Here is a 16,386-nt window from a genome sequence, read left to right on the forward strand (position 1 = left end):
ACTTGATCATTTGCCGGACAGGGCGGCTACGACGGGGGCGAACGCCTCCATCGCAGCGGCCGGTACGGTCACGGTGGACAGTCCCCAGCGCTCCCTGCGCCGTTCCAACTGCTCGGCGGCGGACGTGGTGCTGCCGATCAGCATGGCGGGGTTGTCCGCCACCTGTTCGGGGGTCTCGTTCATGGCCTTGGCGAAGACATCCAGGATGGGCCGAGGGTCCGGCAGCACCATGCACTCCCACAGCACGTGGTTGAGCCGCAGCCGGGGGAAGCGGGGGCCGGCCGCCTCGCGGACCCAGGCGACCTTGCGGTCCACGGCCTTCGGTGTGCTGTCCCGCTGGTCGATGGTGTGCTCCGCGGTGGTGCGCGGCAGAAGGCTCACCGTGTCGGCGCAGCGCGCGGCCAGCGCGAGCGCGCCGCGCCGCGCGCCGCCCAGCAGGAGGTACGGGCGGGTGCCGTCCGGGCGGCGGGGGGCGAAGTCGTCGACGTGGACGGTGTGGTGCTGTCCCTCGTGGTGGCAGCTTCCGGTGGCGAGGAGCTGCTTCACGATCGCGACCGTCTCGGTCAGCCGGGCCAGGCGTTCCGCGCCGGGGCCGAAGGGGACGCCGGTGCTCCGGTAGTCCTCCGGCAGCCAGCCGGCACCCACGCCCAGGGTGAAACGTCCGCCGGACAGGCTGTCGATCGTCGCCGCCTCCTGCGCGAGCAGGACCGGGTTGCGCAGGTCGTTGCCAAGGACGTACGTGCCCAGGCCGATCCGGGTGGTCAGCACTGCGGCGGCGGCCAGGGCCGGTAGCGGGGCCAGACCCTGGCCGGCGTGATCGGTGATCAGCAGGAGGTCGTAGCCCAGGTCCTCCGCGCGGCGCACGAAGTCGGGCCAGCCGTCGCCGGGTTGGTTGCCGGAGGTCGTCACGGCGAACTGGAAGGGATGGTGTGTCATGCCTCTCCCGGCGGGATCGGTACCAGCCGCGTGGCGGCGCCGCCGGCCGGCGGCGGGTCCAGCGGCCGGGGGGCGGCGGTGAGCCATGCGGCGAACTGGTCGCGGTAGAACGGGCTTCGCGGGTCGCCCGACTGGCCGCCCGGGAGGTTGAGGAGTGCCTGCGCGGGCCGGCCGGGGGACGCGGCCAGCCGTAAGGCCGGGCCGAAGCCCGGCCGCGCTGCGCAGACCGACTCCGGGCAGCCCGGCATCTCGTCCTGGGGCAGGTCGAGGAGTGCGGCCAGCTCCGGCGCGAGGTGCGACATCGAGTGCCGTATGCCGGTGGGGTTCAGCATGCCCCACCGCAGCGCGTCGAGTCCGGTTCCCGGGGCGAGGTGGCGCAACAGGGCTCCGCATACGTCGAGTTCGAACAGCAGGAAGCCCCGCTGGTCGCGGTGCGGCGGGGGGAAGAGCGAGGCGTCGCCCAGCATCGCGCGCAACGGGGCCTCGTGCGAGTGCCAGCAGTAGACGAAGTCCTCGTCCTTGGACGCGCAGCGGTTCAGCAGCGCGGCGAAGAGCGACTCGCGCAGCAGCTCGCGCCAGGCGACCAGCACGGCGAGTCCGATCGCGTCGGTCCGGGCGGTGCCGTCCCAGGCGCGGACCGCTTCGCGCAGCCGCCCTCGCTGCTCGTCAGCCTCGGTCACGGGGTCGGTGAGGACGGTGAGCGCCAAGTCGCGGTAGAAGGCGTAGAACTGCGCGTCGCTGTCGCCCTGGAGCGCCAGCAGCCGGTGCTCGTCCCAGTTTCCGCCGGCGTCGAGCAGTTCGCCGATGCGTGCGGCCCGCCGGGAGGAGAAGTGGTTGGCGGCCAGGCCGGGGACCGTGCCGTGCTCCCGTACACCGTTGTTGGCGCTGACCAGCCGTCCGGAGTCGGGGTCGGTGACGTACGGCAGTTCGTGCGGGAGCCGGTGGGCGGTCCAGGCGCGGTCGGGGGTGACCGGTCCCGTCCCCTCGCGCACGGGGAAGCGGCCGGAGACGGTCCAGGCGATCCGGCCGCCGGTGTCGGCCAGCAGGATGTTCAGCGGCGGGCCGCCGGCCCGCCGGGCGGCCTCCGTACCGGTGTCGACGTCCCCGGCGGTCATCAGCGCGCCCAGCCCGAGGTCCACAGCGCCCGGTTCGCGGCCCACCCAGTGGCGGGCCAGCAGGACCCCGTCGGGTCCGGATACGTCGACCGGACCCCACGGACTGTCCGTCACCTCCACGTCGACGGGGTCGCCGCGGTTGACCAGGACACGTTCCGGCCGGGTCGTCAGTTGCGCGGGCTCCACCTCGACGAGCTCGACCACGTCCGCCGCCAGCCGGGTCGCGCCCCAGGCGAGGGCGGAGCTGACCCCGGCCACGAAGACCGGGAGGCCGGGGACGGTCACGCCGTCCACCCTGCCGCCCGGCCAGCGCAGGCCGGCCCGGTGAAAGAGGGCGGGCGCGCCCAGCGGCAGGTGCATGTCGTTGGCGAGCAGCGCCCGCCCGTCGGCGGTGTGCGAGCCGGTCAGGGCCAGGGCGTTGGATCCCCAGGGCCGGTCGTCCGGGGCCACGATCTGGCGGTCGCCGGTGAGCGGGCCCGGGGCCTCGGCCAGCAGGGCGCGCAGTGCCTGCGTCGGCGGGTCGGTCCTCCTGCCGTGGGCCGGCCGTCCGTCCAGCCCCACGAGATAGGGGTCGGTCTCGCCGAGCAGGAAGCCGACGACCTCGGGCGGCAGCGAACGGGCCATCGCCGCGTACATCCGGTGGTGTTCGCCGTCGCCGCTGAGCATCTGGGCGAGCAGCAGGGCCACCAGCAGTGAGTCGCGCGGCTGCCACGGCTCCATGTGCCGGCCGAGCACCTCGTGTTCCAACGGTGGCGGCGACGAGGCGATCACCGCGTTGATGCCGCCGGTGTAGGCGGTGAGCACCGCCCTTTGGTCCGCGGGCAGTTCACGGAGCGCCCGGTCCGCGGCCCCGGTGAGCCCGGCCCGCCGCTGGGCGACGTCCTGTGCGACGGCCGACGGGCCGAAGAGCTCGGCCAGGCGGCCGGCCGCGCTGCGACGCAGGAGGTCCAGTTGGAAGAGGCGGTCGGTCGCGACCGCGTACCCGAGGCCCGCCCAGCCGTCGGGCAGGCCGGCGGCCCGGACGGTCGGCACGCCGCCGACGCCGCGGTCGATCGTGACGTCGGCCCGCAGTGCCGACAGGCCGAGGCCGGCCACGGTCACCCCAGCACACCGGTGCAGTGGGCCACCGGCTCGCCGGGGGCCGCCAGCAGGCGGTCCAGCAGCAGCCGGGCCTCCTCCAACAGGTGCCGGGCCGGTTTCTCGTCCAGTACGGACCTGCTGACCTCCAGGACGAGCCGCAGGTCGTCCCCCTCCTCGCGTACGACGAAGGACGCCGCAGTCGAGGACGGCAGCACGCCGGGGTTCGATCCGCCCGGGGGCCGGTGGACCTCGAAGCGGGTCGGACCGACCTGATGGGGCGGACGCGGCGGCTCCCATGCCACGCCGATGCGGAACGGCGGCTGCCCCGGCGGCAGCACGTCGAAGGCCAGCTCCATCGGGGTCCGCTGGTGGGAGAAGCTCTCCAGCGCCTCCGCACGGGCGGCGGCCACCAGCGTGTCGAAGTCCGCTGCCGGGTCGACCGGCACGTCCAGCGCCACGGTGGTGCTGAACAGGCCGACCGCGTGCTCCCAGGCGGCCTCCTCGCGGTTGGCCGTCAGGGTGCCGAGCCGCACCGGCGACGGGGTACCGCGGGCGTTCAGCACGGTGGCGAGCGCGGCGGTCAGGCAGATGAACGGCGTGGCTCCACGCGCCGCGGCGAAGTCCCGCAGCCTGCACGCGAGTTCCGGGCCCAGCGCGATGTCGGCGGTGACGAAGCTGAACTGGTCCGCCCCCTTGGCGGGTTCGGGGCCCAGCCGCGGCTCGGGCACCGGGCGGCTCAGCTTGGCGGCCCAGTACGCGAGGTGGTCGGCGTACCGTCCCTCCGCCAGCCGTGCCCGCTGGTGTCCGGCGTACCGCAGGTGCACCGGATCGGCGTCCGGATCAGCGCCGACCCCGCCGGCCAGCCGCGCCCGGTACGCCTCGGCGAGGTCGGCCAGCACGACGTGCAGCGACACCCCGTCGCAGAACAGGTGGTGCACCGCCAGCAGCAGGTACGAGCGGTCCGGTGCGAGCCGCACCAGCCGGGCGCGGAGCACCGGCCCGTGCACCGGGTCGAGCGGCTCGGCCATCAGGCGGCGGGCCTGCCGGTCCGTCGCCTCCTCGGCGGACTGCGCGGACTCGGTGGCGAGCGCGCTCAGGTCGGCCACCGGGCAGGGCGGCGCCGCGGCCGGGGCGACCGTCTGGGTCGGCTCACCGCCGTCGGACGAAGGGACCACGCGACCCCTGAGCGCGGGGTGCGCGGCGACCACGTCACCGAGCGCGGCCGTCAGCACGGGCACGTCCAGCGGTCCGCTGACGAGGACCGGAAGGAGCGCCGTGTTGAAGGGGGTGCCGGCCAGGAACTCCTCGGTGCGCCACAGCTCCTGCTGCTGCACCGAGAGCGGGCAGGGGGCGTCGGTGTCCCGCTGCGGGCCGTCCGCCTCGCGCCGCGGGAGGCGGGCGACGGCCGCCGCCACCGCGCGGACCGTGCGGTGCTCGAAGATCACGCCGACGTCCACCGCGCGGTCGAGCGTCCTCGTCAGTCTGCCTGCCGCCCGGACGGCGAGCAGCGAGTGGCCGCCGAGTGCGAAGAAGTCGTCGTCGGGCGAGGTCGCGGGGCGGTCCATCAGCCCGTTCCACACCTCGGCGACCTGCATCTCCAGCGGGGACCCCCACGTCACCGGTTCGGTGGGCAGCTGCGCCTCCTCGAATGCCTCGGCGGCGATCCTGGCCCGGTCCACCTTGCCGTTCGCCGTCAGAGGCAGCCGGTCGTAGACGCGCAGCGCCGCCGGAACGAAGTGACCGGGCAGCCGGGTGGCCAGCTCGGCCAGCAGGGCAGCGGACAGGTCCGGGCCCGGACGCACGGACTCGACGCCCGCGGCGAGCACGACCGCGCCGCGGCTGTCCGAGGAGACGGCGAGCGCGGCGCGGCCCACTCCGTCCAGCGCTGTGAGGGCCGCCTCGATCTCGCCGGGTTCGACGCGGTTGCCGCGGATCTTCACCTGTTCGTCCAGCCGCCCGCGCAATCGCAGGGTGCCGTCGGGCAGGAGGGCGCCCACGTCGCCCGTACGGTAGAGGCGGTCGGCCCCCGTGCCGGTGAAGCGCTCGGCGGTCTCGGCGGGCTGTCCCCGGTACCCGCGTGCGAGGCACAAGCCTCCCAGGTGTACCTCGCCGTCCTCGCCCGCGCGGACCGCGCGGCCCGTGTCGTCCAGGACGAGCACCCGGACGTTGTCGACCGGACGCCCGACGGTCAGCTCGGCTCCGGCCGGCTGGAAGCCGCCGGTCACCTGGACGGTGGCTTCGGTGGGGCCGTAGACGTTGGCCATCGCGCAGTGCGGCAGCAGCCGGCGGGTGCGCAGCCACAGCTCCTCGCGCACCCGGTCGCCGCCCAGGAACAGGCTCGACAAGGCGGGCGCCGGGACGGCGGCGGACTCCAGGACCAGCAGCAGTTCCTCCCACAGCGCCGGCACGCAGTGCAAACCGGCGCCCGGACGAGCGGTCAGCTCGCTCAGCAGGCGCTCCGGATCGAGGCGCAGTCCCTCGTCCACCAGCCAGACCGCGTCGCCGCGGATCAGCGGGGCGATCACCTGTTGGAGGCAGGCGTCGGAGGTGAGCCGGGTGGTGGCGGGCAGGAGGGCGACACAGCCGTCGACCCGGTTGGCCCTGGCCACCCAGCGGCAGTAGTTGACCAGACTGTGGTGCGCCACCTCGACGCCCTTGGGTACGCCGGTGCTGCCGGAGGTGAACATCACGTAGGCGAGGTCGCGCGGCTCCACGGGGACGTCGACCGGCTCGGCAGGGCCGGACCACAGGTCCGGTCCGAGGACGACCGAGGGCGTGGCCGAGCCGGCCCGCAGAGCCCACTCGGCGGACTCCTCCTGCGCGCACAGCGCGGCGTCGGGGAGGGCCTGTTCCAGCAGGACGCGGGTGCGCTGCGGCGGGTCGTCGAGGCCGAGCGGCAGCCAGGCGGCACCCGCCTTGAGCGTGCCGAGCATCCCGGCCATGAGTTCGGGGGTGGCCGGGCCGAAGACCGCCACCAGCGATCCGAGGCCCACGCCCGCCTCGCGCAGCCGGGCGGCCACCCGGTCGGCCGCCATGACGAGTTCGCGGTAGCCGACCGTCCGGCCGGGAGAGTGGAGCGCGACGGCGTCCGGCCGGCGCCGGGCGTGCTCCGCGACCAGGTGGTGCACGCAGGTGCCGGTCACCGGCCCACCTGCTCGGTGATGAGCGTGCCGACCGCCGTCTGCGGCTCGTCGGCCACCGTACGCAGGATGCCGCCGAAGGCGGCGACCAGGGCCTTGATCGCGACCGGCGGGTAGCGGTCGGCCTTGTAGGCGACGTGCCCGGACAGCGCCGGGCCGTCCGCACGCAGTTCCATCGTCAGTCCGAAGGTGGTGGGGTCGAGTTCCTGGCCGTCGCCGAAGGCCAGGCCGGACGCCTGGCGAAGGAAGCCGCCGGGCACGGGGGTCTCGGGCACCCAGGCGTCCTGGAGGGCGAAGCCCACCTGGAGCAGGTCGGCGGGGTCGATGCCGTCGCGCTCCCGGAGCGCGTCGACCACCTCCTCCAGCGGGACCTCCTGGTGGTCGAACGCCTCCAGCAGGGCCGTCCTGACCGTCCGCAGGTACGCCTCGAAGGCGGCGTCGGGATCGATGGGGGCGCGCAGTACCAGGGTGTTGGCGAACAGGCCGATCAGCTTCTGGGTGCCGGGCCAGCGGCGATTGGCGACCTGGATGGCGGCCATCGCCTCCGGCGTGCCGCTGCGGGACGCCACTGCGAGCAGGAAGACCGCCAGCAGGACCGTGAAGTCGGTGGTGTTCTCCCCCCTGGCCAGCCGCGCGACCGAGGTCATCGTCGCGGCGGACACGGTGACGGGCTGCGTGCCGCTACGGTACCCGTCGTCGCCTTCCAGCGCCTCGGGCAGCCGGAGGTCGGGGTAGGGCGCCGCGAGCCGGTCCAGCCAGTAGGTGCGGGAGCCATCCATTCCCCCGGCCGCCCGATGGGCCACCTGCCAGGTCGCGAAGTCGGTGTACGTGAACGCGAGCGGCTCGGGCGCAGCCGTGCCCTCGACCCGGGCCCGGTAGTTGGCGGCGACGTCGGCCACCAGTTGGTTGCGCGACCAGCCGTCGAAGGCGATGTGGTGGGTGACCACCAGCACCGCGCTGCGGGTCGCGGTGAACCGCAGCACCCTCAGCCGCAGCGGGATCTCGCGGACCAGGTCGAACGGCAGCTTGGCCTCGGCCTTGGCGGCCTGCCGGATCGCCTCTTCGCGTGCCGTCTCGTCCAGGTCCCCGCACTCGCGACGCCGGACGGGAACGGTGAAGTCGGGGCGTACGGTCTGCCGGGGTCCGTCGGGACCCTCGCCCAGGGTGGTGCGCAGGACGTCGTGCCGGCGGATGGTGCCGCGGAGCGCGGACAGCAGCATGCGCGGGTCGAGGTCCCCGATCAGGTCCACCCGCATGACCTGGTTGAAGAACGCCGCCTCCGGCAGCGTCCGTTCGACCTTCCAGAAGCGTTCCTGGAGCAGGGCGAGCGGAGCGCTGTACGGGTGCAGCGGGGAGTGGACGAGCGGGGCCGGGCCGTCGGCCGGCGCGTCGGCCGACGTGCGGGCGCCGGTCACCTCCGTACGCTCCCGGGCGGCGGCGACCAGTGTTCCCAGGCCGGCCAGGGTGGGGTTGTCGAAGATGTCCCGGAGCCCGAGGCGGACGCCGAACTCCTCCCCGATGCGGCCGATCAGCCGGGTGGCGATGAGCGATTGGCCGCCCAGGCTGAAGAAGTCGCGGTCCTCGTCGCCGTCCGGCTGGTCGAGCAGTTCGTTCCACAGGGTCCGCAGGCGCTCGCCGGTATCGGTCACGCGTGCGCTCCGGCGCCGCCGAGCGTCAGGACACCGGCCGCGTCGGCTGCTTCCCGCAGCTGCTGCAAGTGCACCAGGTTGGCCAGCACCTCCTTCGGTGGGACGCCGAAGTCCACCAGGCAGGCGATCTCGGTGACGCCCGAAGCGGCCAGCGCACGGACCCGGGCCAGCGCGGTGTCCGGAGTCCCGAACAGCCCGTTGGTGGTGAAGTAGCGCTCGAAGGCCAGCTCCGCCAAGGCCGCCCGGTCCGCGGCGCTCACCTTGGCGGGGTCGATGGCCACGTCCTGGCTGTCGGCCAGCTTGGCGAACAGCTCCATGTGCGAGCGCAGGTAGCCGATGAGCGGTCCGTGGACCGTGCGCCGCACGCTGTCCTGGTCGAGGCCGACGAAGGTGTGGAGCATCGCGGTGACCGCGTGCTCGTCGGGATCGCGTCCCGTGGCGCGAAGTTCCTCGCGGTAGGCCGCGGCCTTTTCGGCCAGTTCGGTGTGGTTCTGCTCCAGCAGGGCGGTCAGGACGTGCAGGCCCTCGCGTGCGCCGGTGCGCCAGGTCTCGACCGAGGAGGACGCGGTGATCCACAGCGGGATCTCCCGCTGCACCGGGCGCGGGAGCGTGCCGATCTCGATGAGGCTGCCCGCACCGTCCCGGCGCTGGAGGGTGCTGCCCCGCCACAGCTCGCGCAACTGCCGGATGCCCGCCACCGTCCGGTTGCGGCGGTCGGCGTAGGCATCGGGGGCAAGGGCGAAGTCGTTGGGGTGCCAGCCGGAGGCGAAGGAGACCCCGGTCCGGCCGCCGGACAGGTTGTCGACGACGGCCCACTCCTCGGCCACCCGGACCGGGTCGTGCAGCGGGAGCACGACGCTGCCGGCCCGCACCTCCACCCGCTCGGTGACCGCGCAGACGGCGCCGGCCAGGACCGCCGGTGCGGGGTAGGGGCCGCCGAAGGTGTCGAAGTGGCGTTCGGGGAGCCAGATCGCCGTGAGGCCGTTGCGGTCGGCGAAGCGGGCGCAGTCCAGCAGGAAGGCGTAGTGCTCCTGGGTGGTGTGGTCACCGCCGGCCGAGAAGAAGAACAGGCTCCACTTCATCGGCTGCCCGCCGTGGCGGACGGGGGCCGGGGCAGGGGCCTTCGCGGGCGCCGGAGACTGCTGGCGGGCGGCGAGCCGTTCCTGGAGCAACTGGCGCTGCTGCGGGGACAGGGCACGTATTCGGGCGTCGATTTCCACCACGGGCGAGGATGCCTCCGTGAGACGGCCGGTACGCCGTCCCGTGCCAGCGGGTCGTTGGTGCCGGCCCGGGAGCGGACGCGCGGAACGGTGAGCCGGGTGAGTGACAGCGCGAGTCGGGTGGAGCATCAGCGATCACCCAAGGATGTTCACTCGTCACTCTTCCGTCAAGGGCGCCCGATACGGTCGCCCCGACGCCCGGAGTGTGCCATGGTCGATCGGCATCTGACGCTTGGGAGGGCGGGGCGGGATGGCAGGGGAAGCGCGAGCGGGCGCCGCGCCCGCGGGCGGAGCCGGGAACGACCTGGCCGGACGTCTGGAACGGCTCACTCCGGCTCAGCGGGCGCTGCTCGCCCGCCGGCTGGGACAGCGCGCGTCGCCCGGACCGTACCGGCTGTCCGCAACGCAGTTCGGCATCTGGCTCTTCGAGCAGCTCAACCCCGGGACCTCGACCTACCACAACCCTGCGGCCGTACGGCTGTCCGGGCCGGTGGAAGAGGACCTGCTCCGCGAGGCGCTCCAGCGGATCCAGGACCGCCACGAACCGCTGCGCTCGCGCTACATCGCCGACGAGGACGGCGTCCCGCGCGCCTTCGTGGAACCGCCGGGCGCGCTGCGCCTGCCCTGGCGGTTGGTGGACGTCGGCGATCTGCCCGACGCCGGGCGGGAGGCGGCGCGGATCGTACGGGAGGAGGCGGTCACGCCGTTCCGGCTCGACCGGGGTCCGGTGTGGCGCTGTCTGCTGGTGCGTACCGGACCCGACGAGCGGGTGCTGGTCGCCACGTTCCACCACATCGTCTCCGACGGCGGTTCGCTGGGTGTGCTGCTGGCCGAACTCGCCGCGCTTTACCCGGCGTTGATGGCCGGTGAGCGTCCCAACCCCGCCGCGCTGCCCAAGGGGTACTTCGCGCTCGCGGCGAAGGACACCGTGGCGCCGGGCGCACTGGAGCACTGGCTCGGGACGCTCGACGGCGCGCCGGACCGGATCGACCTGTCCGCGCTGGCCGAGTGGCCCGGGCACTGCGAGTGGCCGCAACCGTCCGCGTCGGCCGGGGAGTTCGTCTCGGCCGACCAGACCGGGCGGACCGAGCGGCCCGGTCAGTCGCAGCGCGCCGCGGCCGGTCGGAAATGGGCGGGCCGCGAGATGACGCTGCGGGTGCCGGGCGGCACGGCCGCGGCGCTGGAACACCTGTGCTCACGCCGCTCCGCGAGCCTGTTCGCCGGATTGGTGGCGGCGTCGGCGGCCACGCTGTACCGGGCGAGCGGTCAGGGCGACCTGGTCCTCACCACCCCGGTCGACCGGCGCGACCGCGAAGGGCTCGCGTTGATCGGCTGCTTCGTCAACACGGTGGTGCTGCGCCTCAGGGTCTGCCCCGAGGACCGGCTGGACGCGCTGCTGGAGCGGGCCGCCGGGGTGGTGGCCGACGCGCTGGCCCACAGCGACCTGCCGTTCTCCCGGCTGGTCTCGGCGCTGCCCCGCCGCGGCGACGGCCGAAGCCCGTTCGGGAACGTGGCCGTGGTGCACAACAACGCGCCGCTGGACACCGTGTCCCTGGGAGACCTGAGGCTGAGCCACCACCCCCTGCCGCCGGTGGAGGTGAAGCACGATCTCGCCCTGTCCTGGAACCGGCGACGGGACGAGCTGACCGGCCGGATCGAGTACGCCGCGAGGTTCCCGGACGCCGCGGTGGAAGGGCTCGCCAGACATCTGCGGTACACCGTGGAGACGCTGGCCACCGCGCCCGCCACCCGCGTCGCGGATCTGTCGCCGCTGTCGGAGCCGGCCGGATGACCGGCGCTGCCGGCGCCGGACCGCGACTGTCCGGCTCGCCCTGGTTCCCGTACGCCGTCGAGGAGAGCGACGCCGCGACACGGTTGTTCTGTCTGCCGTACGCGGGAGGCGGCTGGGCCTTGTTCAGGAGCTGGCAGGAGCAGCTCGGGCCGGACATCCACGCCGTACCGGTGAAACTGCCTGGCCGGGCGGAACGTCTGCACGAGCCCGCGGTGGCCCGGATGCACCGGCTCGCGGATCTGCTCGCCGCGGAGCTGACCCCGTTGCTGGACCGGCCGTACGCGCTGTTCGGCATCAGCATGGGGGCGCTGCTGGCCTTCGAGACGGCCCACCGGCTGGTCGGGCGCGGGCTGCGCGCTCCGGAGCGGCTCTTCGCCGCCTCCTACCGTGCACCGCGGGAGCCGTTCACCACGCCGCCGGTCCACGGGCTGCCGGACCCGGCGCTCATCAAGGTGCTGACCCGCCTGACCGCGACCCCGCCGCAACTGCTCGCCAATGCCGAGCTGATGCGGCTGGTCCTCCCCGCCGTCCGGGCGGACTTCGCCTGCACCGAGACCTACGTACGCCCCGACCGCGCCCCGCTGCCGGTGCCGCTGACGGCCGTCCGGGGGCGGTACGACGACACGCTGACCGAGGCGATGGCCGACGGCTGGCGCGCCGAGACATCCGCCGGCTTCGAGCAGGTGGAAGTCGCGGGCGACCACTTCCTGGTCCACGGCGACCAGCGCGAACTCATCGCGCTGGTCCGCGAACGGCTGACGCGGGGTGGGCCGGACACGTAGTCCGCGGGGGAGGAAGTCCCCTCCGGTGCTTCTTCCACCCCACGGCCCGGTCCGACCCGCCCTGGCGGTGGGTCAGGCGTTCTCCTCGCCCTCGGTGCCCAGTGCGGCCTCGATGTCCGAACTCGACAGTCCCTCGATCTCGCTGAGCAACGCCTCCAGTTCCGCGGAGGTGACCTCGCCGACCTCCACGTCCACGGCCTCCACCCCTTCCGCGGCCTCCGCAGGCCCGGGCGTGCCGGTCGGCGCCGCCTCACCGGCGGCGCGGATCAGCTGGGCGATCGTGGCCACGGTGGCCTCCTGGAAGATCTCGCCGAGGGGCAGTTCGATCCCGTGGGCATCCCGCAGCCGGCCGACGAGCTGCATGGCCAGCAAGGACTGCCCGCCCAGTTCGAAGAAGCTGTCGCGGACCCCGATCTCGTCGATGCCGAGCAGGTCGCGCCACATGCCCGCGACGTACTCCTCCGTCTCGTTTCGCGGTGCGACGAAGGGCACGGACATTTTCGGCCGGCCCTTGGCCGTCCCGGCGGACGAGTGTCCCGCCGGTCCGCCGTCGGCCGGCAGCGCGGCGGTGACGGAGCCGGCCTCGGCCTGCCGGGCCAGCGCCTCGCGTACGTCGGGGTCGGCCGCGCACACCGTGAACGGTCCGTCGCCGCCCGCCGCGGTCAGCAGGCGGTACAGCTCCTTCGCCTCCTGCGGTCCGCAGCCGGCGGCGTCCCGCAGACCGGGGGAGTCGGCCTCCCGCCAGTGCTCCCACTGGACGTTGAGCCAGCGACGGGCCGCGGTCCGGTTGCGCAGCGCCACATAGGTATCGGCGTACCAGTTGGCCGCGGTGTAGGCCGCGCTGCCCACCCCGCCCAGCAGGCTGGAGAGCGATCCGACGACCAGACAGCGGTCGTACGCCACGCCTTCCAGCGCCGCGTCGAGCGCGTGCAGCCCGGTCATCTTGGTGGCCATGTGCTGCGCGAACAGCCCGGGCGAGGAGTCCAGCACGGCCCTGATGCCGTCGAAGACGGACATGCCCGGGGTGTAGATGACACCGGCCAGCCGGCCGTCCCGCTGCGCCGCGGCTTCGCGGACCGCCGCGGCCAGCGCCCCGGCGTCCTCGGCGTCGCCTCGCCGTACGGTCAGCCGGTCGCCGCCCAGCGCGCGCAGCTCCTCCAGCTGCCGCCGCGCCGACGGGGCGAGCGCGGCGGGATCGGCGCGGTCGTAGAGCACCACGTGGGCGGCCGGGTCGCGCAGGATCTCCGCGGCCAGGGTACGGCCGATCATGCCGAGGCCGCCGACCAGGAGATGGGTGCCGCGCGAGGAGGGAGCCTGGTTGCCGACGTGCACCCGCACGTGCGCGCGGACGAACCGGTTTCGGCCGCGAAGGGCCACCGGGGACGCCTGCGATGCCTGGTCGCCCAGCTCGGCGACCAGGTCCGCCACCGTCTCCGGCAGGCGTTCGTGCGGGTCGCGCGGGTCGAGTTCGACCACCCGGCAGTCCCAGGAGGTCTCCTGCGGCACGACCCGGCACAGACCGACCGCGGTGGCCAGGCCCGGACGCACCGGGTCCTCGCCGGTCACGTCGAACACGTGGCGGGTGACGTACAGCAGCCGGGGCGGCTGGGCCCCGCCGGCCGGCAGGAGGTCGAGCAACGTCCGCAGGCCGACCGCCTGCTCCTGGTCGACGTCGCCTCCGGGGGCGGCGTCCAGCGAACGCAGGTGCACCACGGCGTCCGGGCGGGAACCGGGTAGGGCCAGCGCCGCCCGCAGTGCGTCCGCGGCGTCCGCGTCGGTGTCCACCAACGTGACTCGGCCGCCCAGGGCCGTCAGCCGCTCGCCGAGGGCCGCGCCGACGCCCGACCGGTCGGCCAGCACCACGACACCGCCCGGCGCGGTCCCGGGCGCGACGCCCCCGGACTCTGCCCCGCCCGCCCCGCGCGGTACCTGCACCCAGCGGGGCTGGTGTATCCACTCCTCCGGCCCCCGGGGAGCCGCCTCCAGCGCGACGGCCGCGTTGTCCGGCACGGCGTCGATCCAGCACCGGGTGCGCTGGAAGGGGTACGTGGGCAGCGGAACACGAAGGCGGGGGTGCTCGTGGGTGCGCTGCCAGTCGATGCGGACCCCTTGGTGCCACAGCTCGGCGAGCCCGTCGAGCAGGGCCGCCCGCTCGCTGCCCCGCTGGTCGGCGGCGGGCATCGTGGTGGCCACCGACGGCGTCCGCGTACCCAGTTCGTTGTTGGCCAGGGCCGACAGCTGGCGGCCGGGACCGACCTCGATCAGGACGCTGCCGGGAGGCGCCGCGGCCTCGCGCAGGCCGTCTGCGAACCTGACGGTCTCGCGCAACTGCCGCGCCCAGTAGCCGGGGTCGGTGGCCTCCTCATCGGTCAGCGGCCGGCCGGTGACGCAGGAGATGACCGGGATCGTCGGCGGATTGAGCGCTGCCTTGTCCACTTCGGCGGTGAAGTCGGCGAGGACGGGGTCGAGCATCGCGGAGTGGAAGGCGTGGGAGACCCGCAGCCGCCGGCTCACCACCCCGTCGGCGCGCAGCCGGGCCTCGAAGGCGTCCACGGCCTGGTGCTCCCCGGCGACGGACACGAGCGCGGAACCGTTGACCGCGGCGATCGACAGTTCCTGGTCGCCGATCAGCTCGCGGACCCGGGCCTCGGGCAGCGGCACGCCGAGCATCGAGCCGCGCGGCAGGTCCGCCACCATCCTGCCGCGGGTGGCCACCACCGACAGCGCGTCGGGCAGGCTGAAGACGCCTGCCAGGGTCGCGGCCACGTACTCGCCTATGCTGTGCCCGAGCAGGGCCGCGGGTTCCAGGCCGTACGAGAGCAGCAGCCGGGCGAGCGCGTATTCGACGGTGAACAGCGCGGGCTGGGCGAGGTCGGTGGAGGTCAGGCCGTCGGCCGAGGGGTCGCGGCGGGTCAGCAGCAGCGGCCGGAGGCGGTCGGCGACCTCGGCGGGCATCAGGGCGAGGCACTCGTCGACCGCGGCCCGGAACACCGGTTCCGTACGGTGCAGTTCCGCTCCCATGCCGACGCTCTGGCTGCCCTGGCCGGGGAAGAGGAAGACGAGGGAACCGGCCCCGTCCACGGTTTCCGAGGTGCGGATGCGTGCGGAGCCCTTGGCGCCCAGGGCGCTCGCGGCGTCGGCCAGGTCCCGGGCCACCACACTGGCCCGGTACTCGTGCTCGGTCCGGCCGACCTGGAGGGTGTGGGCGACATCAGCCAGTACGGCGCCGGGGTGCTCGCGCATCCAGCGGGCGGTCTGCTCCATCCGCTCGGCGAGCGCCGGCCCGCTGCGCGCGGAGAGCACCACCAGTTGGCTGTCGGGCGCCGGCGCGCCGGGTACGGGGTCGGGGGCCTCTCGCAGCACTGCGTGCGCGTTGGCGCCGCCCATACCGAGCGAGTGCACCGAGGCGTAGCGCGGCCGTCCCGGCTCACCCTCCATCGGCAGCAGTTCCGTCGGTACGTAGAACGGGCTGGAGGCGAAGTCGATCTCGGGGTTGGGCGTGCGGAAGTGCAGCACCGGCGGGATCGACTTGTTCTTCAGGCACATGACGGTCTTGATGAACCCGGCGACCCCGGCGGCGGCGTCGAGGTGGCCGATGTTGGGTTTGACCGAGCCGATGGCGCAGTAGTTCCCGCGGTTGGTGGTGAGCCGGTACGCCTTGGTGAGCCCGGCGACCTCGATCGGATCGCCCAGCGGCGTGCCGGTGCCGTGCGCCTCGACGTAGTCGATGACGTCCGCGGTCAGACCGGCCGAGGCGATGGCGCCGGCGGCGGCGCGGGCCTGCCCGTCGACGCCCGGCGCGGTGAAACTGGCCTTGGCCCGGCCGTCGTTGCCGATCGACGTGCCGGCGATCACGGCGTGGATGTGGTCCCCGTCGCGCAGCGCGTCGTCGAGGTGCTTGAGCAGTACCGCTCCGGCGCCGTTGCCCACCACGCTGCCGGTGGAGTCGGCGTCGAAGGTGCGGCAGTGGCCGTCCTCCGAGGCCGTGGCGTTCTGGAGATAGCCCGCGTTGTGGGGCATCCGCAGCGACGCGCCGCCGGCGATGGCCATGTCGCACTCACCGGCCAGGATCGCCTGCGCGGCGAGGTGGATCGCGGTGAGGGAGGTGGAGCAAGCGCTCTGCACGGCGACGGCCGGACCCTGGAGGTTCAGCTTGTAGGCGACCCGCAGCGCCAGGTAGTCCTTGTCGTTGCCGATCATGGTGGCGTGGTCCCCGACCGCGTCCAGCATCCGGCGGTTGCCGACCAGGTTGACCAGCAGGTAGGTGTTCATGGTGGAGCCCGCGTAGACGCCGATCAGCCCCGGGTAGCGGGCCGGGTCGTAGCCCGCGTCCTCCATGGCCCACAGGGCGCACTCCAGGAAGAGCCGGTGCTGGGGGTCCATCAGCTCGGCTTCCCGGGCCACGTATCCGAAGTAGTCGGCGTCGAAGTCCTCCGCCTCCTGCAAGGCCGCGGACGCCGGCACGTAGCGGGGGCTGGCCAGCATCTGGGCGGGCACCCCCGCGGCCCGCAGCTCGTCGTCGTCGAAGAACCGGATCGACTCGACGCCCTCGCGGATGTTCTGCCAATACTGGTCCGGGCTGTCCGCACCGGGGAACCGGCAGCCCATGCCGATCACCGCGATGTCGGCGGGTATCGCGTCGTTCTGCTTCTGACCGTTCAACTGCGCTCCA

At 74.0% G+C, this 16,386-nt stretch carries 8 protein-coding genes; 2 read left to right on the top strand and 6 right to left on the bottom strand.

Annotated elements, in window-relative coordinates:
• Positions 1-6: 6 nt before the first annotated feature.
• Genes ABTY04_RS33055 through ABTY04_RS33075 form a run of 5 tightly spaced genes read right to left on the bottom strand, consistent with a single transcriptional unit; the run spans position 7 to position 9,143 of the window.
• A complete protein-coding gene (locus ABTY04_RS33055) occupies positions 7-936 on the bottom strand; it encodes a TIGR03621 family F420-dependent LLM class oxidoreductase (RefSeq protein WP_352217133.1) in 930 nt (309 codons plus the stop codon).
• On the bottom strand, positions 933-3,152 hold the full coding sequence (locus ABTY04_RS33060; RefSeq protein WP_352217134.1) for a penicillin acylase family protein: 2,220 nt from the start codon (positions 3,150-3,152) through the stop codon (positions 933-935). Before ABTY04_RS33060 ends, ABTY04_RS33055 begins: the two co-directional genes overlap by 4 nt.
• A complete protein-coding gene (locus ABTY04_RS33065) occupies positions 3,149-6,274 on the bottom strand; it encodes a non-ribosomal peptide synthetase (RefSeq protein ID WP_352217135.1) in 3,126 nt (1,041 codons plus the stop codon). The genes ABTY04_RS33060 and ABTY04_RS33065 overlap by 4 nt, the downstream gene beginning before the upstream one ends.
• Entirely contained in the window at positions 6,271-7,920 is a 1,650-nt protein-coding gene (locus tag ABTY04_RS33070) for a condensation domain-containing protein (protein ID WP_352217136.1), read from the bottom strand. The genes ABTY04_RS33065 and ABTY04_RS33070 overlap by 4 nt, the downstream gene beginning before the upstream one ends.
• Complete coding sequence (locus ABTY04_RS33075; protein WP_352217137.1) at positions 7,917-9,143, bottom strand: MupA/Atu3671 family FMN-dependent luciferase-like monooxygenase; 1,227 nt, start codon at positions 9,141-9,143, stop codon at positions 7,917-7,919. The genes ABTY04_RS33070 and ABTY04_RS33075 overlap by 4 nt, the downstream gene beginning before the upstream one ends.
• A 247-nt stretch (positions 9,144-9,390) precedes the next feature.
• Between ABTY04_RS33075 and ABTY04_RS33080 the strand changes: the two genes are divergently transcribed.
• Positions 9,391-10,932: a condensation domain-containing protein gene (locus tag ABTY04_RS33080; protein ID WP_352217138.1), complete on the top strand. Its 1,542-nt coding sequence runs from the start codon at positions 9,391-9,393 to the stop codon at positions 10,930-10,932.
• Positions 10,929-11,714 (top strand): thioesterase II family protein, encoded by a 786-nt coding sequence (locus ABTY04_RS33085; RefSeq protein WP_352217139.1) that lies wholly within the window; start codon positions 10,929-10,931, stop codon positions 11,712-11,714. Before ABTY04_RS33080 ends, ABTY04_RS33085 begins: the two co-directional genes overlap by 4 nt.
• A gap of 72 nt (positions 11,715-11,786) precedes the next feature.
• On the opposite strand, the gene ABTY04_RS33090 is transcribed toward ABTY04_RS33085, so the two are convergent.
• The gene (locus ABTY04_RS33090) at positions 11,787-16,376 is read right to left on the bottom strand and encodes a type I polyketide synthase (protein WP_352217140.1); all 4,590 of its coding nucleotides are present in this window, start codon (positions 16,374-16,376) and stop codon (positions 11,787-11,789) included.
• Between the last annotated feature and the right edge of the window lie 10 nt (positions 16,377-16,386).

It is taken from the genome of Streptomyces sp. NPDC097981, from assembly GCF_040302565.1.
Lineage (GTDB): Bacteria > Actinomycetota > Actinomycetes > Streptomycetales > Streptomycetaceae > Streptomyces.

Bases quoted from the DNA above. Each gene is read 5' to 3' on its own strand.
- ABTY04_RS33055 (WP_352217133.1), bottom strand. From the start codon at position 936: ATGACACACCATCCCTTCCAGTTCGCCGTGACGACCTCCGGCAACCAA.
- ABTY04_RS33080 (WP_352217138.1), top strand. From the start codon at position 9,391: ATGGCAGGGGAAGCGCGAGCGGGCGCCGCGCCCGCGGGCGGAGCCGGG.
- ABTY04_RS33085 (WP_352217139.1), top strand. From the start codon at position 10,929: ATGACCGGCGCTGCCGGCGCCGGACCGCGACTGTCCGGCTCGCCCTGG.